Origin of the sequence: Xanthomonas vesicatoria ATCC 35937 (genome assembly GCF_001908725.1) — a bacterium.
Lineage (GTDB): Bacteria > Pseudomonadota > Gammaproteobacteria > Xanthomonadales > Xanthomonadaceae > Xanthomonas > Xanthomonas vesicatoria.
In genome coordinates, this window is the sequence record NZ_CP018725.1 from 2,939,533 (window position 1) to 2,964,285 (window position 24,753).

Here is a 24,753-nt window from a genome sequence, read left to right on the forward strand (position 1 = left end):
AATTCAGGCGGCGCGCCGCAGCGACTCAGTGAGCGACTCGATGCTGGCGGCCTTGGGTTTGACCAGCCAGAACTTGCCGATGTAGTCGCGGAACTCGTCCAGGATCTGTTGCGCCCAGATGCTGCCCGTGAGTTCGCGGTGGCGGCTGATCAGGGTGTGCAGGTGCTGGCGATGGTTCTCGAAGCCCTCGGCGGAGACGCGGTGGATATCGATCAGCTCGTGGTTGTAGCGGTCCACGAAGTCGCGCTCGATATCCAGCACGTAGGCCAGGCCACCGGTGAAGCCGGCGCCGAAGTTCAGGCCCACCTTGCCCAGCACCAGCACCACGCCGTCGGTCATGTATTCGCAGCAGTGGTCGCCTGCGCCTTCCACCACCGCCAGTGCGCCGGAGTTGCGCACCGCAAAGCGCTCGCCTGCGCGCCCGGCTGCGAACAGCTCGCCGCCGGTGGCGCCGTACAGGCAGGTGTTGCCCACGATGGGCGTGCTGCGCGCTTCGAAACGCGCGCCACGCGGCGGACGCACCACCAGCCGGCCGCCGGCCATGCCCTTGCCGACGTAATCGTTGGCCTCGCCTTCCAGCTCCAGCTGCAGGCCGCCGGCATTGAACGCGCCGAAGCTCTGCCCGGCGGTGCCGCGGAAGCGCAGGTTCAACGGCGCATCGCTCATGCCATGGTTGCCGTGCACGCGTGCGATGGCACCGGACAGGCGTGCGCCGATCGAGCGGTCGGTGTTGTGGATCAGGAAGCGATGGTCGCCGCCGGTCTTGTGGGCGATGGCATCGGCCAGCAAGCCATCCATCTGGGTCGCCAGGCTGTCCGGCGATTCGTACAGACGCCGGGCGGCGCAGTGGCTGCCGTCGTACTGCGCGTGCGTGAGCAGGCGCGAGAGGTCGACCTTGACGCCCGGACGCGGCGAGACCTCCAGCTGTTCCAGCAGGTCGGTGCGGCCGACGATCTCGTCCAGCGAGCGCACGCCCAGGTAGGACAGCCACTGCCGCACTTCTTCGGCCAGCAGGCGGAAGAAATGCTCCACCCGTTCCGGCAGGCCGGTGAAGTAGCCGGCACGCAGGCGCTCGTCCTGGGTGGCCACGCCGGTGGCGCAGTTGTTGAGGTGACAGATGCGCAGGTACTTGCAGCCCAGCACGATCATCGGCGCGGTGCCGAAGCCGAAGCTGTCGGCGCCGAGCAGCGCGGCCTTGACCACGTCCAGGCCGGTCTTCAGGCCGCCGTCGGTCTGCAGGATGGTGCGGTCGCGCAGGTCGTTGGCCACCAGCGCCTGGTGCGACTCGGCCACGCCCAGTTCCCACGGCACGCCGGCATAGCGGATCGAGCTGACCGGGCTGGCCCCGGTGCCGCCGTCATGGCCGGACACGGTGATCAGGTCGGCGCCAGCCTTGACCACGCCGGCGGCGATCGTGCCGACACCGGCATGCGCCACCAGCTTCACCGACACCAGCGCGGTGGGGTTGACCTGCTTGAGGTCGTAGATCAGCTGGGCCAGGTCTTCGATCGAGTAGATGTCGTGATGCGGCGGCGGGCTGATCAGGCCGATGCCGGGCTTGGCGTAGCGCAGCCGGGCGATCAGTTCGTTGACCTTGTGGCCGGGCAGCTGGCCGCCTTCGCCGGGCTTGGCGCCCTGGGCGACCTTGATCTGCAGCACTTCGGCATTGACCAGGTATTCCGGGGTCACGCCGAAGCGGCCGGAGGCCACCTGCTTGATCTTGGAGCGCTTCTCGGTGCCGTAGCGGGCCGGGTCTTCGCCGCCTTCGCCGGAATTGCTGCGCCCGCCTAGGCGGTTCATCGCGATGGCCAGCGCCTCGTGCGCTTCGGGCGACAACGCGCCCAGGCTGATCGCGGCGCTGTCGAAGCGGCGCAGCACATCCGATGCCGGGGCCACCTCGTCCAGCGGGGTGGGGGTGTCGGCACGCTTGAGCTGGACCAGATCGCGCAGCGTGGAAGCCGGGCGCGAATGCACCGCATCCACGTACTTCTGCCAGTCGCCCGCATCGCCGGTGCGGGTGGCGCGCTGCAGCGTCATGACCACGTCCGGGTTGTACATGTGGTACTCGCCGCCGTGCACGTACTTTAGCAGGCCGCCCACTTCCGGCTTGAGCTGGTCGTTCCAGGCGCGTGCGGTGAGCTCGCGCGCCTCGGTGTCCAGCCGCGCCAGGCCCACGCCGCCAATGCGCGCGGGCGTCTCGGCAAAGCACAGTTCCACCACGTCCGGGTCCAGCCCGACGATTTCGAACAATTGCGCGCCGCGGTAGCTGGCGATGGTGCAGATGCCCATCTTGGAAATGATCTTGGACAGGCCCTTGTAGATGCCCTTGCGGTAGCGGCGGCCGATCTGCGACTGCTCGCCGCCCTTGCTCAGCTGCAAGATGCCGCGCCGGCCCAGGTCGAACAGGGTCTGGTAGGCCAGGTACGGATACACCGCGGTGGCGCCGAAGCCGAGCAGGCAGGCCATGTGGTGCGCATCGCGTGCGGTGCCGGTTTCGATGATCAGGTTGACGTCGCAGCGCAGGCCCACCCTGCACAGGTGGTGATGCACCGCGCCGGTGGCCAGCAGCGCATGCGCCATCGGCCGGTCCGGTACCGGGTAACGGTCCGACAGCAGCAGCATCACCGCACCGGCGCGCGCGGCCGCTTCCACTTCCTGGCAGATGCGTTCCAGGCCGGCCTTGAGGCCTTCCTCCACGCTGTAGGACAGGTCGATCAGGCGGTTGCGCTCGACGTACTGCTCCATTTTGAGCAGCTGGCGCAGCTTGCGCTGGCTGAGCACCGGCGAGTTGAGGATGACGTGGTTCACCGTCTCCGCACCGGCATGGAAGATGTTGGTCTCCTTGCCGAGCTGGGTGGTGAGCGACATCGCGATGCCTTCACGCAGCGGGTCGATCGGCGGGTTGGTGACCTGCGCGAACGCCTGGCGGAAGTAGTCGTACAGCGGCCGGGTCTGGCGGCTGAGCACCGCCATCGGGGTATCGTCGCCCATCGAGCCGGTGGCTTCCTGCTCGGTCTCGGCCAGCGGGCGCAGGATCTGCTCCACTTCCTCGGTGCTGAGCTGGAACAGCTTGTGGTAGCTGCGCAAGGTCTGCTCACTGAAGGGTTCTTCCACCAGCGAGGGGTCGATCAGTTCGGTCTGCAGATAGGTTACGCCCTGCTGCAGCCATTGCTTGTAGGGCGCGCGCGCGCGGTTGATGCGGTCGATGGCGTCCGAGTCCAGCAGGTCGCCGCGCTTGAGGTCGATGGCCATCATCTCGCCCGGGCCCAGCTTGCCCTTGCGGGTGATGCGCTCGGCCGGCAGTTCCCACACGCCAGCCTCGGAGGCCACCAGGAAATGGCGGTCGGAGGTCAGCATCCAGCGCGCCGGGCGCAGGCCGTTGCGGTCGAGCATGCACGCCGCATAGCGGCTGTCGCAGGCCACGATGCCGGCCGGGCCGTCCCACGGCTCGGTATTCAACCCGTAGAACTCGTAGAACGCGGCCAGGTCGGCGTCCTTGAACTCCAACGACTGGGTCGCCGGTGGCACCAGGATGCGCAGCGCCTGCAGCAGATCCATGCCACCGGCGATCAGCAGCTCGAGCATGTTGTCAAGGCTCTGCGAGTCGGAGCCATGCATGGAGATCACCGGGTCAAACTCGGCGATATCGAAGCGCGGGGTCTGCCACACCTTGCTGCGCGCCTGCGCCCAGCGACGGTTGCCTTCGATGGTGTTGATTTCGCCATTATGGGCGAGCAGCCGGAACGGATGCGCCAGCGGCCAGCGCGGCAGCGTGTTGGTTGAAAACCGCTGGTGGAACACGATCGCGCTGGAGGACAGATCGCTACGCTGCAGGTCCGGGTAGAACGTGCTCAGCTTGTCCGGCAGCACCATGCCCTTGTAGCTGATGCCATTGGGCGACAGGGTGGTGACATAGAAGTCATCCACCTCATGCAGCGCCTGCTCGGCGCGGCGGCGCGCCAGGAACAGTGCCAGGGTGAAGCCGTCTTCGGTCTGTTCTGCGCCAGCATCGACGAATACCTGTTCGATGCGCGGCAGGGTGTCGCGTGCCAGCTGGCCGCACACGCTGTCGTCGGTGGGCACCACGCGCCAGCCACGGAACTGTACGCCGGCGCTGAGCAGCTGGCGTTCCAGTTCGGCACGGCAGCGTGCTGCCTCCGCTTCATCCAGCGGCAGGAACACCACACCGGCCGCATAGCGCGTGCCCAACGTGATGCCCGCATCGCGCGCCAGACCGCGCAGAAACGCATCGGGTTTGCGGATCAGCAACCCGCAGCCATCGCCGGTGAGCCCGTCGGCGGCCACGCCGCCGCGGTGGGTCATGCGCGAGAGCGCCGCAATCGCGGTGTCTACCAGCGAACGGGAAGGCTGGTCGTCCAGCTGGGCGACCATGCCAAAACCACAGGCGTCGCGTTCGTCGCGCGCGCTGTTGTAGAGACCGTGGTCGTTGAGCCCTTGGCGAGTGCGGGGGGCCATGTCTGCCTCTTTGCGATCTTGGGAGAGCGGCGACGACGTTGCACCGCTCGGTCCGTGGAGCGTTTCGAAGAGGTCACCGGATGATCGACTAGACCACAGTTGATGCGGTGCCGCAATACACCGTTACAGCTGCAACGAGACCCGCCCAAATCCCTTGTGCCAGCTGGCTTGGCGCCTGTCGCGCGACAGGCGCCAGCGAAGGCTCAGCCGCAGCGCACCGCGGTGATGACGTTCTTGGCGTCCACTTCCAGATTGAGCCGCTCGCCGTTGAATTCCATCGTCACCATCTGGCCAGGCTTGAGCACGCGCACGGACTTGGCACCGGCATCGCTGCGGGCCTGCTCGCCTACGGCATCGGTAATGGGCTGGCCAACCAGCGACTGCACCTGGGTGGCGTCGCAGCTGCCGATCGGCGGCGCTTCCGGCGCTGCATCCGGCACCGGCGCGGATGCCTGCTCGGCCGCGTGTTGAGCGTTGGCCGCGACGGCTTCCTGTTCGTCGGGTTGCGGTTTGTTGCAGGCAGTCAATGCAGTCAGCACGACCAAGGTGCAAGCCAGGCGGGCAATAGGCAGGACAGCGCGCATCGATGACTCCAGCAAAGGGGGATGCCCAAGCATAAGCACAAAGTCGCGTTGCGGGCATCGCTTGCCCACACGGCGTTGTCGTTGCGTTGACGCGGCCTAGCGCTGCGCGGCCCAACAATCGGTGCCAGTCCTTCGATCCGTGCGCAATGAAAGCCAAACGTGTTCTTCGTAACGCTGCCGCCACCGCCAGCAACGTCGGCAAGCTCGCGACCGCCGCGACCAACGCGGTGGTCGCCGCGGCCGCCGTCACCACTGTGGCCGCCGTCGCACAGGCCAAGGCCACTGCGCGCGCGGCGGGGCTGACCTATGTCAACGATCAGCAGCCCGGCATCAGCCGGCGCAAGGCGGGCAAGAGCTTCAGTTACCGCGATGCCGATGGGCAACGCATCGGCGATGCCGATACCTTGCAGCGGATCCGTTCGTTGGCCATCCCGCCTGCGTATACGGAGGTGTGGATCTGCGCCAAACCCAATGGCCACCTGCAAGCCACCGGGCGCGACGCGCGGCGGCGCAAGCAGTATCGCTATCACCCCGATTGGGCGCAGGTGCGCGGCGAAGGCAAGTTCGAGCGTGTGATCGCCTTCGGCACGGCCTTGCCCAAGCTGCGGCGGCGATTGCGACGCGATCTGGCCTTGCCCGGCTTTCCGCGCGAGAAGGTGCTGGCCATTGTGGTCGCGCTACTGGCCGACACCCTGGTGCGAGTGGGCAACGCCGAATATGCCCGCAGCAACCGCTCGTACGGGCTGACAACCTTGCGCAACCGGCACATGGAATTTTTGAAGGGCGGGCGCGCACGGCTCAAATTCCGCGGCAAGAGCGGGCAGGATCACGACATCGAAGTGGACGACAAGCAGCTGGTCAAACTGATTCGCGAATGCCAGCAGCTGCCCGGGCAATCGCTATTTCAATACAGGGACGATGACGGCACCCTGCAGCCGGTGGACTCGGGCGAGGTCAACGACTACCTGCGCGAGGCGATGGGTGAGGATTTCACTGCCAAGGATTTCCGTACCTGGGGCGGGACGCTGGCCGCCTTGCAGCGCCTGGCGCGCCTGCCGTTGCCCGAGCGCAGCAGCGAACGCGCGCTCAAGCAGGTGCAAAACGATGTGATCCGCGAGGTCGCCGACGCGCTGGGCAACACGCCATCGGTGTGCCGCAAGGCCTATATCGACCCCTGCGTGTTCGAAGGCTGGCGCGCCGGGCAACTGCAGGCAATGGCCGGCGGCGTGCGCGGCGAGCGGCAGTGGGAAGCGGCGACGCTGAAATTCCTCACCGCCTCGCGCAGCAAGCTCAAGCCTGCAGCCAAAGCCCGGGCAAGCCGCAAATAATCACACTCGCCAGGCCTGCATGCGCCGGCTCTGCCGGCGCACTGCCGATTCCGACCCCGATTGCTTAGCCGCAATACACTGCGGTGATGTTGTTGTTTGGGCCGGTCTCGATGCTCAGGTGATCGCCGCCGCTTTCGCTGGCGCCCTGTGCCGGGTCGGCCAGGCCGCTGGCGGTGGTGCCGCCGGTGGCGCGCTCGCCGCGCCGCACGCTGACCTGCAGGCTGTCGCTATCGACGCGGGCACGCTCCACCGTCTGGGCCGCTGCGGCCAGACCCACGATGCCGCGGACCTTTTCGATATGACACTGGCCGGAGATCGCGCCATCGATGGGTTGCACCTGCGCCACCTGGTTGGAGGCACAGGCCGAGAGCAACAGGACGGCAGCGAGCGGAGCAAGGGTACGGATCATCGGGGATCTCCAGCGGAAGAATGGCGCAAGCGTGAAGAATCCGTTGTTGGTATGGCATGAAGGCTGCTGCCGGCATGCGGAAAATGCAACGACGCGCCTGCCGCTGGCAGCTGCTGGGAACATTGAGGCAGGTGACCCCGGCAATGACCTGCGGCCATCGGCATGGCGGTGCGTTTGCGCAATGGCGTTTGCCAGCAATCAAGCGGAGCCGAATCACACCGGGCTGCCTGCTCCCGACGCTGGTGATGTGCAGCTGCTGCACCGCCATCAGCAGCAGGCTGCTCGCAGGCGATACCTGCGCACCGTGGGATGCGACGGATGCCGGCGATCGATGGCTGCGATGCCGTCGTCAAACGCAGATGTGCAGTGCGATCGTGTCGACGCGGCCATGTGCATGCTGCGCGGCGCGCTGATCTGCGACCGCTGTTGCAGCCGGGTGCCATCGCCGCCAGCTTGATTCGCTTGATGCGCCGGGCATTCTGCAATTGGCGTAAGCACAGGCTGCCGATGCTGCACGCTACAGTGCTGCCGGTGTCATCGCGCCACGACGTGCGGCATCTTCCGTTCTGCATTCACAAGGCGTCATCCATGCTCCACACAACACACCGGTGGGCGTTGTGCCTGCTGTTGAGCAGCGTCAGCCTGCATGGCACAGCTGCGCCAGCGCATACGTCCATGACGGTTGCCGGGTTGGAGCAGCCAGCGCAGATTCGAGTCGATCGTTGGGGCGTAGCCCACGTCTATGCGCGGACCGATGGCGACGCGTTCTTTGTGCAGGGCTTCAACGTGGCCCGCGACCGTCTGTTCCAGCTGGACCTGCTGCGCCGCAAAGGGCTTGGCCATCTGGCCGAAGCGTTCGGGCCAGGCTATGTAGCGCAGGACCGTGCCGCGCGGCTGTTTCTGTATCGCGGCGACATGGCCGCCGAATGGGCCAGTTACGGGCCGGATGCCCGCGCCGCGGTCACCCGATTCGTGGACGGCATCAATGCCTACATTGACTGGCTGTCGACCCAGCCGCAGGCGCTTCCCTACGAATTCCGCCGCTTCGATTACGCCCCGGAAAAATGGCGGCCGGAAGACGTGCTGCGCATCCGCACCACCGGCCTGAGTCGCAATGTCAAAAGCGAGGTGGCCCGCGCTAAGGTCGCCTGCAAGGCCTCGCTGAGCGTCGACGCAATCCGCCTGAAACTGCAGCCGGCCTGGACCACCTCCGTGCCCGACGGGCTGGACCCGTGCCTGCCCGAGCAGGTGTTGAAGGTCTACGAATTGGCCACCCAGGCGCCCAGGTTGAGCGCTGGCACCGCGCCGGCCGTTGCGCTGGCCGAGCCGCTGCGCAACGAAGAACTTGCCGCTGCCGAAGGCAGCAACAACTGGGTCATTGCGCCGCATAAGTCGGCTACCGGCCATGCAGTGCTAGCCGATGATCCGCATCGTGCCTACAGCGTGCCGAGCCTGCGCTACTTTGTTCATCTGAGCAGCCCTGGGATGGACATCGTCGGGGCCGGCGAACCCACCGCGCCGGGCGTTGCGATCGGACATAACCGCACCAGTGCCTTCGGCCTGACCATCTTCAACATCGACCAGGAAGATCTCTACGTCTACCGGCTGAACCCGGCCGACCACGCGTCCTACTGGTATCAAGGCCACTGGGAGCCGATGCAGACGCAGCGCGAATCGATTGCCGTGCGCAATGGCAAACCGGTACCGGTGGAGCTGCAATTCACCCGGCATGGGCCGGTGATCTATGTCGATGCGGACAAGCACATCGCCTACGCCATCCGCTCGGTCTGGAGCCAACCCGGTACCGCGCCCTATCTGGGGTCGCTGCGGTATCTGCGCAGCGCATCGTTCGAGCAGTTCAAGGACGCGCTCGCACACTGGGGCGCGCCGTCGGTGAATCAGGTCTATGCCGATGTGCACGGCACCATCGGTTGGGCGACGGCCGGCATGGTTCCGCGCCGCGAGCACTCGGATGGGTTGTTGCCGGTTCCCGGCGATGGCCGCGACGAGTGGAACGGCTTCTGGAACAGCAATGTGTTGCCCTCCTCGAAGAATCCCGCCTCCGGCTTCATCACCACCTCCAACGAGATGAATCTGCCGGGCGGCGATCCATCCCTGGCGCGCAAGATTGGCTTCGAATGGGCCAACGACGCGCGACACGCACGCATCACCCAGGTGCTCGCGCAATTGCCCAAGGTCACCCTGCAGGATTCGGAGCAGTTGCAGAACGACCAGGTGTCGTTGCTGGCACAGCGGTTGGTGGCCTTGATCCAACCGCTGCACGCGCAGGACCCGGCGACCAGCGCGGCCTTGGCACTGCTGCGGAAGTGGGACGGCAACGTCAGCGCGAGCTCGGCCGCTGCCGCACTGGAAGAAGTGTGGTTCAGCAACTATCTCGGCGCAGCTTACAAAGCGCTGGTGTTGCGTCCCGCGGAGGCAGCCACCTTCGGCATGCCCGACGCTGCGGTGCTGATGGAGGCATTGGAGCACCCGGGCGCGGCATTCGGGCCCGATCCTGCCGCACGCCGCGACCAGTTGCTGCTGGAGTCGCTGCGCAGTGCCTATCAGTCGCTGGTCGACAGACAAGGGCCGGATCCGGCGCAATGGCAGTGGGGCAAGCTGCACACCAACACCGTCACCCACGCGATGAGCGCTGCGCTCGGCAGCGAACGCGCGCGGCTGGATGTCGGCCCGTTCGCCAAGGGCGGCAGCCCGTACACGCCCAATCAATCCAGCTACGATCCCACCGACTTTCGCCAGACCATCGGCCCCTCCGCCCGGCTGATCATCGACCTGGGCGACTGGGACAACTCGCGTGCGGTGAACTACCCCGGCCAATCCGGCGACCCGGCCAGCCCGCATTACCGCGACCTGGCGCCGATGTGGCTGCAGGGCAAATATTTTCCGTTGCTGTACACGCGTGCGGCGGTGGAAGCGGCAACCGAGCAGGTGTTCGATCTTGTGCCGGCGGCAGCGCGTTGATCGGTGCGCGGCTGTACCTGGTCGCGGGCTTGTCGCGCGGATGACGTTCAACGCCTGTCTGGCACGTGGGGACCAAGGCCTGAAGAGGCATTGAGGTCCAAGCAGTGGACTGCGCAGCCATTCCCCCGAGAAGAGTCTGCGTCGTTCAGTCCACAGAAATGCCTGCGGCGTTCCGCAGACGGTCGTAGTCAAGGTGCTGTCGGAAGCGGAAGCCCAACCCGAACAAGCGCAAACGCGCAGCAAGCGTGGATTCCCACACCTGCCGCGTGCTCTCGCGTTCAACCCCGCGCGGTGGCCTCGCGGACGAAGTCTTCATAGGTGCGCAACGGGCGGCCCAGCATCGCCTGCAATGTGTCCACCGTGCCATCTGTTGCCTGCATGCCGAATGTCTGGATGCCGGCCATCATCAGGCGCATGTCGTACGCCAGCCAGGAGGGGCCATACGCAGCCATCTGTGCTTCGAATGCCGCCACGTCGTCGCCGGCGTAGGCGATCTCGCGCCCGAGCGCTTTGCTCCACATAGCGGCGACCGAGGTGCCGGTCACGGCATGCGGGCCGACCAGCTCAAGCGTGACGCGGGCAAGTGCATCAGGCGCACGGTCGCGTCGCAGCAATTCGATCACCGCGATGTCTGCAATGTCGCGCGCATCGATCATGGCAACACCGGTAGCGCCGATCGGCATCGGGTAGACGCCGTAGTCCTGGATCGTCTGCTGGATCATCGCCTCGTTCTGCATGAAGTACGCCGGGCGCAGAATGGTGGCGGGAATCTCCAGGCTTTCGATCATGCGTTCGACCGTGTGCTTGCCGGTGAAGTGCGGCACGTTGGTGAACTTTTCTGCGTGAATCACAGACAGGTAGACGATGCGCTCGATGCCGGCCTCCTTGGCAAGATTCAATGCGATCAGGGCCTGCGTCACCTCGTCCGGGGTGACCGCATTCAACAGGAACAAGGTGCGTGCCGACGACAGTGCGGCGCGCATCGATGCAACGTCGGTGAGGTCTGCCACAACCTCGGTGACGCCGGCTGGAAAGGCGCGTTTGCCGGCCTGGCGCACCAGTGCGTGGACCTGCGCGCCGGCATCGGCCAGGCCCTGGACGACGAGGGAACCGACGGTGCCGGTGGCACCGGTAACGAGAATGCTCATGTGACGCTCCTGCTGTGGATGGATGGGTAGATGGGTGAGGTGGTGCGACATGTCCGCCACGACCGTGCCGGCTCGCGAAGCGGTGCGATTGCGTTCGATTGCTGCCGGGTGGCGGTACCCGTCTGGCGTTGCGATGAGCAAACTGTATGGCGTTGCGCAGGTAATACGAAGACGCCAAGATATAGACGCCTGGTTTCAAATCTGGAACACCATGGATCTCAATGCATTGCTCGATTTCGCGCTGGTCGCAGCGAACCAGGGCCTGGGAAAGGCCAGCCGTGCGAGTGGTCGGTCGAAGGCGACCTTGTCGCGTCGCATCGCCGAGCTCGAAGAGCAACTGGGGGTGCGATTGGTCGAGCGCAGCGCGCGTGGCCTCAGGCTCACGGAGGCCGGGCAGGTATTGATGGAGCGCACCGAGGTCCCGCTGAGCGAGGTGGCCGAGGCAATGGCCGCCGCGCGCGAAGGGCTGTCAACACCGCGCGGCCGCCTGCGTGTGGCGTCTCCGGTGCTGTTCTCGCAATTGGCGATGGGGCGCATTGGCGCAGAGTTCTGTGCGGCTTACCCGGAGATCACGCTGGAGGTGGTGGCAGAGGACCGCACGGTCGATCTGGTGGAAGAACAGTTCGATGTGGCCATCCGCATCAACCCCAGCCCGGACAGCAGCCTGGTTGGTCGCTGCTTTGCCAAAGACCGGCTGGTTGTGGTCGCCGCGCCCAGCATCGCCATGCCAACCAGCAGTACGGTTGCGCCAGTTGCCGCTGTCGTCATGTCGAGCTTCCAACCGACCACATGGGTGCTCGATGACGGGCGCCTGGTCCTGGAGCCCATTCCAAGATTGAGGTTTTCCTCGTTACCTGATGGTCCGCGATGCGGCGCTTGCAGGGGGTGGCGTGGCGTTGATTCCGCAGTCGATCGCATGGAATCAACTCGCCCGTGGTGAGCTGGTGCAGTGGGGCACGATCTCCGGCGTGGAGCCGGCGTTGTGGGTATTGCACACGTCCAGACGATTGGCGGCGCCGAAGGTGCGCGCCTTCGTGGACTTCATCTGCGACAGATATCCGGATGTATCGCTCGTGCTGAAGGGCTAGGGCGGCTGCATCTGGCTGCGCCGGCCAGTGCGTGCCGGCCCGCCGACGTCGCGGCCAGGCGAGGCGGGCGTCACCCCAAGGGGGCGCCGCCGCGCTTCAAACGCCACCACCGAAGCGTTCGATCAACAGATCGGTCAGGACACGCATCTTGCGCGCCGGATGCGTGGCCGGCGCCCGCACGACATACAGCCCGGCCTCGGGAGACGGATACTTGGTCATGACGCGGACCAGGGCGCCTGAGGCAAGATGCTCGGCCACGAGAAAATCCGGCAGTGCCGCGATACCGAGCCCGGCAAGCGCCGCCGCCGCAATCGCAGTGCCGTTGTCGGCCTTGAAGCGCCCGCGTGGATGGATCGTCACCAGCTTGTCGCCATCCATGAAACGCCAGCTCTCCGTGCCTTGCAGCAGCGCCTCGTGCGTCAGCAGCGCCTGCGGCGTGTCAGGTTCGCCATGTTTGCGCAGGTACGCGGGAGTGGCCATCAAGCTGCCGCGCATCGGCGCTATGCGGCGCGCGACCAGATTTGAATCGGTGAGGTATCCCAGCCGGATCGCACAGTCGAAACCGTCGGCAACGATGTCGACAAAGCGGTCGCTGTAGCAGGCATGTACCTGCAAGGCTGGATGCCGGCTGGCCAGCTCTGCAAGTACCGGCGCCAAGTGGGTGGGGCCGAACGTCAGCGGCGCGGCGATACGCAGGCGGCCACGCAGATCGCCCGCGGGCAAGATGGTCTCGCGCGCCACGTCCATCTCGGCACACATCCGCGCGGCATGCTCACGAAACGTCGCGCCTGCCTCGGTGACGGCAGCGCCCCGCGTGGTGCGCGCGAGCAGCTGGATACCCAATGCGTCCTCGAGACGGATCAGGCGGCGGCTGACGATGGACTTGGCGACGCCCAGGCGCCTGGCTGCTGGCGAGACCCCGCCAGCGTCTGCCACCTCGACGAACGTCCGCAGGTCTTCAAATTCCATGGCGTCCCTGTTTCTGCGACACGGCATGTCGCTTCGCATGGCTAGCTTAGCTGCATTCGGAACGCCACAGTTGGCTCATGGGCACCAGGCAAGACGCCCTACCTGGGAACGCCATTCGCGCCCACCCCGGCCGTCAACCGGCCCCGCCTCGCCCACATCCTTCTAGAGAGACACCTCATGCACACCTCGTCCATTCCCACCCGGCCCAGCGCCGGGCGATTCATTCGCGGCCTTTCCTGGACCCTGCGCGTGTTCGCCGCCGTGGCGTTCTTCGCTGCGGGTGCGGCCAAGCTGGCCGGCGTTCCGATGATGGTCGAGGTGTTCGATCACATCGGCCTCGGTCAATGGTTCCGCATCGTGACCGGTGCGATCGAAATCATCGGGGCAATCGCATTGCTGCTACCGACAACGTTTGCCCTCAGCGGTGCACTGCTTGCGGCAATGATGTTGGTGGCGACCGGTGTGCATCTGTTCGTCATCGGCGGCAGCCCGGTGCCGGCGATCTTCCTGATGGCGGTGACCGCGACAATCGCCTGGTTGCATCGCGCCCGCATCGCCGCCGTGCTGCGTTCAACGCGTTCGGTTTGATCGAGGCCTGTCATGCGCACTCTCTCACTGCAGCCTTCGTTCCCCGCCACAGAAGCACCCGCTGCCGCGCCGCGTGCCATCGTCCACCGCACACGCGGCAACGGCTCCGGCGGCCCCATCACCCGGCTCATGAGCCCGTCCGATCTTGGGCAGGTGCTGAAGCCGTTCGTCTTCCTCGACATTTTCGATGCGCAGGGTTCGGTCATCCATACGATGTCGGGCATGCCGCTGCATCCGCATTCGGGCATCGCCACCGTCACGGTCTTTACCGAAGGCAGCATGCATTACCACGACCAGACAACCGGTCGCGGCACGATCGCTTATGGCGGAGTGGAATGGATGCGCGCCGGGATCGGCGTGTGGCACGGCAAGGAAATGGTTCCGCCAGCCGATGCTTCCTGCATCCAGGGATTTCAACTCTGGCTGGCACTGCCTGAAGCCGTGGAACTGGCAGAGCCGCAAAGCCACTACATCGAAGCGCAACACATGGCCAGGACCGGCCCGGCGCATGTAGTGATCGGTCGCTACGATGGCGCGCAGAGTCCGGTCGATGCGCCTGACGGCATCAATTACCTGTTGGTCACCTTGAAACCCGGCGAACGCTGGACCTACCACCCTCCCGCCGGTCATCTGGTCGGATGGTTGGCCGTGGCCAGCGGCACCCTTGATGCCGGTGAACGGCTGCAACGCGGCGAGATGGTGGTCTTTGCCGATAACGGCGCGCCCATCGTGCTCGAAGCGAGTGGCAAGAGCGATGCAGTCTTCGTGCTCGGCTCGGCCACTCCACATCCGCACCCATTGCATCTCGGCTATTACTCGGTGCACACCACTGCACAAGCGCTCGCCATCGGTGAAGAGCGCATCCGCACGCTTGGGAAACAGATGCAGGCAGCAGGCGACCGCACGACTGCTTCCGGCACGACGCCGGTATATAAATAAACGCGATGCTTAAGGGCATGCGGCACGACACGCCGTTACTGTTGTCAGCGAGTAAAGGCGTCACTGTTTGAAGGGACATCGGTACGCTTCCGACGCCTGATTTCAATCGAATGCTGTCTGGTGTTTATCCCTGTGTCGGGCAACCCTGTCGCCATCAGACACCGTTGCACAGTGACGTTGCGGGCCGCAAGCTGATGCCTGGTTCTGCAAGGACTCTGCAGACGTCTGATCCCGGCTTTGGTACATGCCAGGCGCATCGAAGCTTGATGCCGGTCCCCGCTCAGGCGGCGCTGTCATCGGTTTCAACGGCAACGCCTGGATCAAACGTTCCTTGGTCAGTGATTGCGTCGCAGCTCGCCACAGTCAGCCATCGCCCCTGGGGTGCCAAGGGTCACCAGCGGCGTTGCGATCTGACAACCGCTTTGGAAGGCACGTACGACAGTGGTCAATGAAGGCACTGCGATAGCCCAAGTACTTCGACTGCGATGCCCGGTACGCATCGACTGATCGGAGCATTGGCCTATGGCTGTGTTTTTCATATCAGCCTTACTGGCAGCATCAAAGCGATAAGCGGCCACTGCTTTCGAAGTAACCACTCTCACGACCCCCTGCCATCTGACCTATTGACGACAGCTGTAGTCAGGCCTACGGTAGCGACATCTGTAGTCATGGGGCACGACATGAGCGCTAAGACCATCGGGGACCAGGAGCTGGCCCTGCTGCAATACATCGAGGAACAGCGCCACGCCAGCGTGGGCGAAGTGGCGGCCGCGTTCGGCGAGCCGCGCGGGCTGGCGCGCTCGACCGTGCTGACCATGATGGAGCGGCTACGCACCAAGGGCTTCCTGCGCCGCAAGCAGGTCGATGGCATGTACCGCTACAGCGCCACCGCCGGGCAGGACGACGTGGTGCGCGGTGCGGTGGGGCAATTTGTGGAGAAAACGCTGCAGGGCTCGGTTTCGCCGTTCGTGGCGTGGATGTCGCAGCGCGCCGAGGAGGTCAGCGATACCGAGCTGGCCGAACTCGAAGCATTGGTCGCCAAGCTGCAATCGCAGCGCAAGGAGAGCTGAGTCATGCAGAGCCTGTTCGAAGTGGTGGTTCAACGGTTGGCGATGACCAGCTTGCAATCGGCCGCGCTGGTGGCGGTGGTGTGGCTGCTGTGTAAAGCCATGCCGCGCTTGCCGGCGTCCACGCAGTGTTGGCTGTGGTGGATGGTGTCGCTGCAGGCGGTGTTGGGCCTGTTCGTGGCGCCGGTCGAGCTGGCGGTGTTGCCGGCTGCCGCGCCGGTGGCGCAGGCGGTTGGGGCGACGGCGACGGCTCTGCCGAGTGCGTCGCCGTCGCTATGGGTGCGTTGGGTGGTGGCGGCCTGGTTGGCCGGGGTGGTGGTGATGCTGGCGCGCAGCGCCGTGGCGTGGCGCCTCAGCCGCGGCCAGGTGCAGGCCACCGAGCCGTGTACCGATCAAGCGCTGCTGGCGGCCCTGCAATTGGCCGCCGATGCGCATGGCTTGCGTCACACGCCGCCGTTGCGCCTGAGCGCGCAGATCGATTCGCCACAGCTCATCGGCCTGTGGCGGCCGGTGTTGTTGCTGCCCTCCCGCCGCCTGGCCAGCATCAGCGACGATGAGCTGGACATGGCGCTGACCCACGAGCTGGTGCATCTGCGTCGGCAGGATCTGCTGTGGGGGCTGCTGCCGGCATTGGCGCAGCACGTGTTCTTTTTCCATCCGCTGCTGCATCTGGCCGCGCGCGAATACGCCATCGCCCGCGAAGCCGCCTGCGATGCAGCGGTGGTGGCCGGTCATGTGCGCTGCCGTCACGACTATGGCCGCCTGCTGGTCAGCCTGGGGGTTTCGGCAGCGCCGGTGGCCGGAGTGTCCAGCGCATCGCCGAGTTTTCTGAGTCTCAAGCGCCGCTTGATCATGTTGCAAAACACCAACGCCACGCCGGGGTGGGGTGCGCGTGCGCTGGTCGCGGTGGCGGTCCTCGGCGTAGCACCGCTGCGCCTGGTCGCCATGCCCGCGCCGCTGCCGTCGCCCGCGCTGCAGCCGGTAGTGGTCACTGCCAGCGCATCGCCGGCGACGTCGCCCGGCATGCGTCGTGCTAATGGCGCTGCGCCGCTGCAGCGGCAGGCAACGCCTGCGGCTCCGGCCGCCCCGGCCTCACCCGCGGCACCGGCAAACGGCGTGCTGGCCGGTGTTCTGGATGCGCCAGATGCGCCCGACGCACCCGACGCACCCGACGCGCAAGACAGCTGGCAGATGGACACCACCGGCTGGGATGCCGACGCACAACGAGACGCACGCGACGCCATCGACGAGGCCACACGCAGCGCGAAGGCCGCCGAGGTGGAGGCGCGGGCCGCCGCCCAGCAGGCCATCGATGCCAGCGATCTGCATGCCCAGATGCGCCAGGAAGAGCTGCAGGCCGCGCAGGACGCCTTGGCAGAGGCACGCGAGCAACTGGACTCGCTCGGCCCCGAACTGGAGCGGGCCAAACAGGACGCCCAGCAGCAGGTGCGCGAAGCGGCGCAGCAAATCCGCGAGGTGGCCTTGCAACAACGCAATGCGCAATACGCCTATGTGGCCGCCGCGCGCCAGGCCGCCGAGTTGAGCCGCCACCAGGCCGAAGTGGACAAGGAAGCTGCACGCCAGGAGCGCCTCAAGGCCGCGCGTGCCAGACATTCCGCCGCCGGCGCGGACGAAGACAACTAGAGCCTCGCACCGCAGTACAGCGCGCATTGTTCTGGCAGTGTGCGCCAGATAGATCCCACGCGTGCGCACCACCCAAGCGTGAGGCAAGGCCTGCAGGCATCAGGCGGGCGGCGCCGTGGCTGGCATGTACCGGGTTGGTGATGGCTGATTGCTCTGTGACTGCGGCGGCCGGTGTGTCAGTGCCGCATGCTTTGTCGCTGGCGCCAACAGCCGCGGTAGCACTTGGCTCGTCCACCGGCGTGCAGGCGCTGCGTGACCGCTCTACCCGACTGACCGTTTCATCCAGCGCGACCACTGCAGTGACCGCGCCCGACACAGACACCACACCCCACTCAGGCGGGTCAGGCCACGCGCCTGCTCATCGACTCAGCACGTGTCGACGCAACCAGCGTCGGCAACGCCGTGGCCGTGTGTCGGCTGTTTTTCCCATCCGCCTGACCGCTACCGGCCGGCGGCACGCAGGTCCTCAAGGAGATCGCACATGCATCAGATCACGTTCCCACCGCAGCGCTTGCGCCGTGCCTTGCTGCTTGCCCTCGGCGCGCTCGCTGCGCCCATGTTGATGGCAGCACCAACAACACCAACAACACCAACAGCTTCAACAGCACCAGCACCAGCACCAGCACCAGCACCAGCAACAGCAACAGCACCAGCACCAGCACCAGCACCAGCACCAGCACCAGCAACAGCACCAGCACCAGCAACAACAACAACAACAACAACAACACCAACAACACCAGCAACAACACCAGCACTAGCAACAACGACATCACCGGCACTGGTAGCCAGCGCAGCCGCGATGCCGTTACCGCCCGCGTCGCCGGAGCCTGCCCATCTCGCTGCGCCACGCGCTGCTCGAGTATTTGCGTCCGGTACTGCACCGGTCGCTCCTTCGGCGCCATCGGTCTCTGCCACCCCCGTCGCATCACCAGCACCGGCCGCGCCTGCACAGCACGCTCATCCACCCGCTCGTCCCGCCTCGCCCGCTGCGCCGATCTCTCCCGCTGTGATGCCCGTGCCCCCACCAATGTCTGCGCTTGCGCTTTCGACGTCACGCCCAAGGCACGTCGCGTCCGGCGCGCGATCAACTAAAGCCGCTTGCGGCAGCAGCGCGCAGGACATACAGGACGATGGCGATGCCTATGTGCTGGTGCAGGGCGAGCGCCATGTCATGCACGGCACCACTGACGATCTGCAGACCGCACAGCGGTACATCAACGCCAATGGCTGGGTGCTGTGGTTCCGGGCCAACGGCGTGCAGTACGTCGTACGCGATCCAGGTCTGCTGCATCGGCTGCGCACCGGCTATGCACGCAGCCTGCAACTGCGCGCGGCGCAGGACAGTTTGCAAGCGCGTCAGCAAGCGCTTGCCGCGCAACTCGCCGCATCAGCGGCCGGCACGCCCGCGCAAACGGCGCAGGGCGCTGCCAGCGATACACGGGCCCTGGCAGAGCAGCAGCGCGTGTTGACGCAAAAGCAGGCAGTGCTGGCCAGAAAGCAGGCCGGTGCCACGCGGCTGGCCACCCGCCAGGCGGTGAGCATCCTGCGCGAGGCACTTGCCAGCGGCCGTGCGACACGGGTGGCTGGCTAGCCGCAGCAGGTGCGCGCAAGCGTGGACACAGGCTTGCCGGTACGGCTGCGTTTTTCGATGGCGCGCAACGCGCTGCCGGCCGTGCGCCACGCTTGCACTGCCACCTGTGTTCCAGACAGCGCCAGCAACGGCAAACAGCGCGTGTTGGGTACCACAAGACGGCGCGCGCGACGCCAACCCTGCAAGTGACTTCTCCTCTGAAGCACCCCAATCGGTAGCAGCGCACTACGACGCAGTGCGCTGCACCTGCGCATCACAGGACAGATTCGCCAACCTTCTCCACACCAGGAAACTCCCATGCTGCACATCCCCCCTGCATCGACGCGCGCTGGCGTGCCAACCATCCTCGCGATTGCGCTCATCAGCATGCTGACACCGTGCCGGGCTACGCCATCAGCCGGTCAGCCCGACCTTGCGCCAGTGCCCGCTAAGCCAACACCGGGCAGTGCATCGGCCGCAGTCGCTGCGACCGCGATGCCGCCTGCGGCGCACGCACCGGCAGCGCCGGCGACATCCATGCGCACGCCGGCCAGCGACGTGACCACTTACGGCCATCTCATGCTGTCCGATCGCCCCGATCAGGATGCGTACGTGCTGTTTGAAGACGGCGAGGCCCTGATGCACGGCTCTACCGAGGATCTGGCCCGCACACGTCGCCTGGCCGGCGGCACGGGTGCGCTGCTGTGGTTTCGTCGCGGTGGCAAAAGCTACGTGGTGCGCGACCCGGGCACCCTGCAGCGCATCCGCGCGCTGTACGCACCGGTCAGCCAGCTGGGCCAAGCCCAAGGCGCACTGGGCGAGCGGCAGGGCCGGCTCGGCGAGCAGCAAGCGGCGTTGGGGACGCAGATGGCCGCCATGGCAGCACGCGATGCGGCCGCTGCCGTTGCGCAGGCGCGTGCGTCGCTCGCGCGCGCGCGACAACGCTGCGGCGCGGCCTGCTACATCAGCGACGCAGCAGGCCAATCCTGTCAGCCAGCGCAGCACGCAGCAGCGGATCGAGGCGTTGGCGACGCAACAGCAAGCGCTCGCCGCGCAGCAGGCCGATCTGGCAACGCAACAGGCCGCGGCAAGCGCGCGTGCAGACGGCCAAGCGCGGCAAGTCATGCGTGAGGCAATCCGGACCGGCCTGGCAAGCCCTTTGGCGCGTTGATCGCGGCGGCCGCGGTTCGCCGATACTGCAGGGCATTGGCGGAAAGGCGAGCAGGCGATGACGTACCGGGTGGTGGTGTTGGGCGGCTATGGGCACTTCGGTGCGCGCATCGTACGGGCGCTGGCCGCGTTGCCGCACGTGCACGTCATTGCTGCCGGGCGCCATCCCGGCGCGATCGCGGCAACCTGGCCCGAAGTCGCGCCCGGCCGTATTTCCGCATGCCGGCTGGATAGCGCCGCCGCCGATTTCGCCACGCGCCTGACAGCGACCGCAGCCGACGTGGTGGTGCACACTGCCGGGCCATTCCAGGGCCAGGACTATGCGGTGGCGCGCTGTTGTTTGCAGGCCGGCATGCATTACATCGACCTGGCCGACGGCCGTGCGTTCGTGCGCGATTTCCCTGCCGCGTTGCACGCGCTGGCACAGCACGCCGACCGCGTGGCGATCAGCGGTGCCAGCACCTTGCCCGCGTTGTCCAGCGCGGTGATCGATGCCCTGCTGCCGCGCTTTTCGACCCTGCACGCCATCGGCATGGTGATCGCTCCAGCGCAGGGCACCCCGCTGGGGCTGGCCACCGTGCGTGCGGTGCTGTCGTACTGCGGCACGCCGTTTACCTGGTGGAGCGAGGGCCGTTGGCAGACCGTGGTGGGCTGGGCATCGCCGCAGCGTGTGCAGTTCGCACAGCTGGCCCCGCGGCTGGCATCGCCTTGCGACGTGCCCGACCACGATCTGCTGCCGCAGCGCTACCCCGGCGTGCGCAGCGTGCAGTTCAGAGCTGCGTTGGAGGTGACGTTCCTGCAGCGCTGCCTGGCCGCGCTGGCCTGGGTACGCCAACGCGGGGTGCCGCTACCGATGTCGCGTCTGGCACAGGCGTTTGCACGCGCGGGGCGCTGGTTCGATCGCTTCGGCACCGACTTGGGCGGCATGCGCGTGGAGCTGGCCGGCGAGCGCGATGGCCAACCGCTCACCGTACGCTGGGATCTCACCGCGGCGATGTTGCATGGCCCGGAAATTCCGTGTTTTGCGGCAATTCTGCTGGTCCGCAAACTGGCTGCCGGCCAGTCGCTGCCGAGCGGTGCGCACGCCTGCATGGGGCTGCTGACACTGGCCGAATTCGAGCAGGAATTTGCTGCTTGGCAGATGCATACAGACGTAGTGGAAACGCGCGCGTAAGCGCTGCCGCGGGTTGCACACCACACAGTGCAACTTTTATCAGCCGCTCTTCGGCATCACGCGCTGAGGATTGGCGAGATCGCACAGCTCACTCCAGCCCCAAATCTCCACTCGCAATACCCAACTCATACCTGCCGCACCGTCCGAAACGCATCCATATCCGCAAACGTGCAAAAGTGAAAACGCGGGATCGTGATCGGGCCCGCCGCCGCAAGGCGCTTGAGCCAGCCGCCCACTGCGGCGCGGTAGTCGGCCTGTTCTGCGCTATCGAGCGTCTGACACAGGTAGGCCAACGAGATATGGAACTGGAAATTGACGTAATCCGGGCGCTGCAGGCGGGTCAACGTCATCAACGTTTGGCGCGCGGCTTCCAGGCGCTGTGCGGTCTGCGTATCGGCAGGGTGCAGCGGGATGAGCAGATTGTCGTTGTTGCCGGTCTTTGCCGCAGCCGGATTCACCACAAAGCTGCACGCACCCAGCGGCGCCGCAGTGCGTTGCATCAGCCGCGCGAGGAAATCGGCATGGATCTCGCTCAATGCCACATCGCGCGTCAGGTCGCTTGGCCATGGCCCGCTGGCGCGGTCGATCTCGTTGACCCCGCCCAGCAGGGTCACGTGATAACTGCTGGGCGGCAGCAGCGCAAACTTGCTCGCAAAGCGGTGCTCGGGCAGTTCGCGGTAGATGTCCAGCACGCGGTCGAAGCTATCGTAGCCGTCGCCCTGTTGCGGCAGATGGCCCACGAAGGTATTGCCCGCAAACGGCAACGGGCGCCGGGAGCGCGCAAACTTGCGGCCGACATCGGAGGGCGCCGCAGGCGCCGCGGTGGCGAGTGCGGGCAAGGTAGCGGCCAGTGCCGATGCGCCGGCGCTGGCAAGCAGGGCGCGTCGGCTGATGCGTGGAGTCGGAAGCGGGGGCATATGCAGTTCCTCAGAGTCTGACATTGACGCCAAGCATCACCGTCGGTGCCATCTTCCAGGCCGACTGCACGTATTCCTGCTGGCGGCCGATGCGGTATTGATAGCCTTGCCCGGCCAGGTTGAGCACATCCAGGCTCACCGCCACCGTGGGCGATACGTCCCAGCCCAGTTTCAGGTCGATGCGATCCAGCGACTGCTGGTAGCGGTTGCGGTAGAACTCCAGCGCGCTGCTGTAGTTGGGGTAGCGGTCGTCCCACAGCTCGCCGGTGTGATTCCAGGCCAGCGATGCGCGCAGCGGGCCGCGCGCGTAATTCAGGCTCAGATTCCACAGCTGTTTGGGTTGCTGTGGCAACACCGTGAGCGAGGTGCGGGTGCCATCCCCCAGCACCACCGGATACGCCACGTCCAGCAACGTGATGTTGGCACCCACCGACAGGCCGTTCAGTGCAGGCAACCACGGGCCCAACTCCTTGATGGCACCGAGTTCGGCACCGCGCAGGCGCACCGGCCGGTCGGTGTTGCGCGGTTGGGTGACCAGCACCTGCTGGCCGTCGATGTCCTGCAGCTGGCCGTAACGAAAGATCTCGTCGGAAATCGTTTTGTGGAACAGCGCGACCGACAGCAGGCTGCCGCCATCGTCGAAGGTCCAGTCGTGGCCAAGGTCCAGGTTCTGCGAGCGGCGCGGTTGCAGGTCCGGGTTGCCCTGATTGAGCGTGGGCGGGGTGCTGCCGAGGGTGAGCACACCGCCGTTCAATGCCATCTGGTCCAGGCGTGGTCGTCCGATCGAGCGCGATGCGCCAAGGCGCAGCGTGCCGTTGGCACTGGTCTGCAGTTGCGCGGCAAACGACGGCAACCAGTTGCGGTAGGTGCGCACCGCGCTGACCGGTGTCCAGGTGGCACCGCTCGCCTGCAGGCCGGCGCTGCCGAAGCGTGCCTGTTCCAGGCGGACGCCCCCGGCCACCCGCCAGCGTTCCCCGCGCCATTGCGCCTGGGCAAAGCCGGCGCGGACCTGCTCGTCCACGCTGTAACTGCCGCTGTTCTGGGCGCCGGTGTCCACCACGCCGCGCGCCTGCCCGGCAACCGCATCCCAGCGTGCGTCGGCCAGTGCCGGGGCGATGGTCATCATCGGCATGTTGCAGCCCAGCGCGCAGGTGGCGCTGCCCGGCACATCGTCCAGCGAATACGGCAACCCGCTCCAGGTGGTGCGCTGTAACGTGGTCTGCATGTGCGTGCGTACCTGCCGCAGGCCCCAGGCCAGGCCCAGCCCGTGGCTGTCCTCCTCCATGTTGCGCCGCAGTTCCAGCTGCAGGTCGCTGACCCGCTCTGCGTAGGTCGTGCGCTCCTGCTGGTGGTTGAGGTTGGCGTAGCGTGCGGGGTCGTCGGCCTGAGTCGGATTCAACGCAGCGAAGGCAGGCAGGGTGCCGGTCCAGTCGAACGCGTAGGCCAGGCGGTTTTGCTGGAAGCGATCCCAGGTCTGCGGGTTGTCCACCGTGGCGCGCGAGGTGCTGGCGCGCAGCGCGCCGCGCCACTGTGCCGGCAGCTCGGCCAGCAATTCGCCATTGAGCCCGGACAGCCCGCGCTTCCAGCGCAACTGGCCCAGCTCGACAAGCTGATTGACGTTGTCCAGCGTGCCGCTTTGCGCGCCGGTGCGGGTCAGGCGCGCGCTGTTTTGCACCTGTGCGGCCTCGGTGGCGCGGTCTGATGCCTCGCGCTGGCGGAACGCGTACCCGGAGACATGGCCACTGAGCGGGCCGTCCGGCTGCCAGTCCATGCGCAGGGTGACGCCGCGGCGTTCGCGGGTGTTGTCGTAGTTGTACCAACGCCGTTCGCTTGGAACCGCGTCGCCGACTCCCCCATAGGGCAGCGAAGCGCGCGTGCCATCGGCGCCGTACCAGTTCAAGGCACCACCGTTTTCCTGCTGTGGCACCGAGATCTCACGGCGCCACACGCTGGCCGCACCGAGGAACGCGAATTCACCCTCACGCCCGAAGCGCTTGCTCCATTTCAGTTCGCCTTCGCCCACCGGCGTGCGGCCGCCGTAGCGCTGCCCCATTAGGTTGGCGCCGCCCTTGGCGGAGGCCGTCAGCAGGCCGTCCGGTCGCGCGAAACCGGTCGCGGTGACTAGGTTGGTGACACCGCCAATGGCAGCGCCGTCGTTTTCCGGCAGCAATGACTTCACCACATCGATGCGGTCGACGAAGTTCGCCGGCAGCACATCCATCAATGCCTGCCGACTGCCGATGTCGTTGCTGGCGAATGCAAAGCCATCGATCAGCATACTGTTGTAGTTGCCGTTGAGGCCGCGCACGGTCACGTAGCGCGGTTCGCCCTGATATTCGACGGTGCTCACGCCGGTAACGCGGCGCAGCGCGTCGCCGATGTTGAAATCCGGCAATTGCCCGATGCTGTCGGCGGCAACCGAATCCACGATGGTGGGCGCGGCCTGCTTGGTGGCGATGGCACGGGTGTTCTGCGACTGGAACGAGGTGCGGACCTGCACGGCATCCAGGGTCTGCGCCGAGGCATCGGCGGGCGTCTCGGCGGCCTGGGCCGACGTGTGCATCCAGCTCACCACGGCGATGCCCAGCGCGAGCGACACTCTGCGACGCTGCGGGCCGCAGGCCGGACCGGGCAGACACAGAGCGCCAGAGGAAGAGGGATGAAACAGACGCATGGGACGATCCGCGATGTCGGGCGGCC

General features: G+C 66.3%; 17 protein-coding genes and 1 pseudogene. 10 read left to right on the forward strand and 8 right to left on the reverse strand.

Going from position 1 to position 24,753, the window contains the following annotated elements; translation table 11 throughout:
• Nucleotides 1-3 precede the first annotated feature (3 nt).
• Nucleotides 4-4,476, reverse strand: coding sequence for a glutamate synthase large subunit (gene gltB / locus BJD12_RS12705; RefSeq protein ID WP_005991641.1), 4,473 nt, complete (start codon nt 4,474-4,476; stop codon nt 4-6).
• A 203-nt stretch (nt 4,477-4,679) separates the two neighbouring features.
• Nucleotides 4,680-5,060: an I78 family peptidase inhibitor gene (locus BJD12_RS12710; RefSeq protein WP_005991639.1), complete on the reverse strand. Its 381-nt coding sequence runs from the start codon at nt 5,058-5,060 to the stop codon at nt 4,680-4,682.
• A gap of 56 nt (nt 5,061-5,116) precedes the next feature.
• Here BJD12_RS12710 and BJD12_RS12715 point away from each other — a divergent pair, with 56 nt between their 5' ends.
• Entirely contained in the window at nt 5,117-6,388 is a 1,272-nt protein-coding gene (locus tag BJD12_RS12715) for a DNA topoisomerase IB (protein ID WP_172797189.1), read from the forward strand.
• A gap of 64 nt (nt 6,389-6,452) precedes the next feature.
• Here BJD12_RS12715 and BJD12_RS12720 read toward each other — a convergent pair whose 3' ends face one another.
• Nucleotides 6,453-6,797 (reverse strand): hypothetical protein, encoded by a 345-nt coding sequence (locus BJD12_RS12720; RefSeq protein ID WP_005991636.1) that lies wholly within the window; start codon nt 6,795-6,797, stop codon nt 6,453-6,455.
• Between the two features lie 588 nt (nt 6,798-7,385).
• Here BJD12_RS12720 and BJD12_RS12730 point away from each other — a divergent pair.
• Entirely contained in the window at nt 7,386-9,779 is a 2,394-nt protein-coding gene (locus BJD12_RS12730; RefSeq protein WP_039421156.1) for a penicillin acylase family protein, read from the forward strand.
• A gap of 278 nt (nt 9,780-10,057) precedes the next feature.
• Here the strand turns inward: BJD12_RS12730 and BJD12_RS12735 are convergent, their stop codons facing one another.
• The gene (locus BJD12_RS12735; protein WP_005991633.1) at nt 10,058-10,927 is read right to left on the reverse strand and encodes an NmrA/HSCARG family protein; all 870 of its coding nucleotides are present in this window, start codon (nt 10,925-10,927) and stop codon (nt 10,058-10,060) included.
• Between the two features lie 211 nt (nt 10,928-11,138).
• On the opposite strand from BJD12_RS12735, the pseudogene BJD12_RS12740 reads away from it, so the two are divergent.
• Nucleotides 11,139-12,015, forward strand: a pseudogene (locus tag BJD12_RS12740) (LysR family transcriptional regulator).
• A 96-nt stretch (nt 12,016-12,111) separates the two neighbouring features.
• Here the strand turns inward: BJD12_RS12740 and BJD12_RS12750 are convergent.
• Nucleotides 12,112-12,984 (reverse strand): LysR family transcriptional regulator, encoded by an 873-nt coding sequence (locus BJD12_RS12750; RefSeq protein WP_005991630.1) that lies wholly within the window; start codon nt 12,982-12,984, stop codon nt 12,112-12,114.
• 177 nt (nt 12,985-13,161) lie between these two features.
• Here BJD12_RS12750 and BJD12_RS12755 point away from each other — a divergent pair, with 177 nt between their 5' ends.
• From BJD12_RS12755 to BJD12_RS12770, 4 genes are all read left to right on the forward strand, one after another.
• On the forward strand, nt 13,162-13,572 hold the full coding sequence (locus tag BJD12_RS12755; protein ID WP_005991628.1) for a DoxX family protein: 411 nt from the start codon (nt 13,162-13,164) through the stop codon (nt 13,570-13,572).
• Nucleotides 13,573-13,584: 12 nt separating this feature from the next.
• Entirely contained in the window at nt 13,585-14,511 is a 927-nt protein-coding gene (locus BJD12_RS12760) for a pirin family protein (RefSeq protein WP_058563992.1), read from the forward strand.
• 680 nt (nt 14,512-15,191) lie between these two features.
• Nucleotides 15,192-15,581, forward strand: coding sequence for a BlaI/MecI/CopY family transcriptional regulator (locus BJD12_RS12765; RefSeq protein ID WP_042828611.1), 390 nt, complete (start codon nt 15,192-15,194; stop codon nt 15,579-15,581).
• Between the two features lie 3 nt (nt 15,582-15,584).
• The gene (locus BJD12_RS12770) at nt 15,585-17,222 is read left to right on the forward strand and encodes a M56 family metallopeptidase (protein ID WP_005996952.1); all 1,638 of its coding nucleotides are present in this window, start codon (nt 15,585-15,587) and stop codon (nt 17,220-17,222) included.
• A 491-nt stretch (nt 17,223-17,713) separates the two neighbouring features.
• Here BJD12_RS12770 and BJD12_RS24785 read toward each other — a convergent pair whose 3' ends face one another.
• Nucleotides 17,714-18,103 (reverse strand): hypothetical protein, encoded by a 390-nt coding sequence (locus BJD12_RS24785; RefSeq protein WP_201765712.1) that lies wholly within the window; start codon nt 18,101-18,103, stop codon nt 17,714-17,716.
• 290 nt (nt 18,104-18,393) lie between these two features.
• Here BJD12_RS24785 and BJD12_RS12780 point away from each other — a divergent pair, with 290 nt between their 5' ends.
• The 3 genes from BJD12_RS12780 (at nt 18,394) to BJD12_RS12795 (ending at nt 21,136) form a co-directional block, all read left to right on the forward strand.
• Nucleotides 18,394-18,813: a hypothetical protein gene (locus BJD12_RS12780; protein ID WP_228999015.1), complete on the forward strand. Its 420-nt coding sequence runs from the start codon at nt 18,394-18,396 to the stop codon at nt 18,811-18,813.
• 516 nt (nt 18,814-19,329) lie between these two features.
• A complete protein-coding gene (locus BJD12_RS12790; protein ID WP_005996958.1) occupies nt 19,330-19,923 on the forward strand; it encodes a hypothetical protein in 594 nt (197 codons plus the stop codon).
• Between the two features lie 97 nt (nt 19,924-20,020).
• Nucleotides 20,021-21,136 carry a saccharopine dehydrogenase family protein gene (locus tag BJD12_RS12795; RefSeq protein ID WP_005996960.1) on the forward strand — a complete coding sequence of 372 codons (1,116 nt, stop codon included), beginning with the start codon at nt 20,021-20,023 and terminating at the stop codon, nt 21,134-21,136.
• Between the two features lie 125 nt (nt 21,137-21,261).
• On the opposite strand, the gene BJD12_RS12800 is transcribed toward BJD12_RS12795, so the two are convergent.
• Both BJD12_RS12800 and BJD12_RS12805 read right to left on the reverse strand, forming a co-directional pair.
• On the reverse strand, nt 21,262-22,053 hold the full coding sequence (locus BJD12_RS12800; RefSeq protein WP_039421131.1) for a DUF1868 domain-containing protein: 792 nt from the start codon (nt 22,051-22,053) through the stop codon (nt 21,262-21,264).
• 10 nt (nt 22,054-22,063) lie between these two features.
• Nucleotides 22,064-24,727, reverse strand: coding sequence for a TonB-dependent receptor (locus BJD12_RS12805; protein ID WP_080553125.1), 2,664 nt, complete (start codon nt 24,725-24,727; stop codon nt 22,064-22,066).
• Nucleotides 24,728-24,753 lie beyond the last annotated feature (26 nt).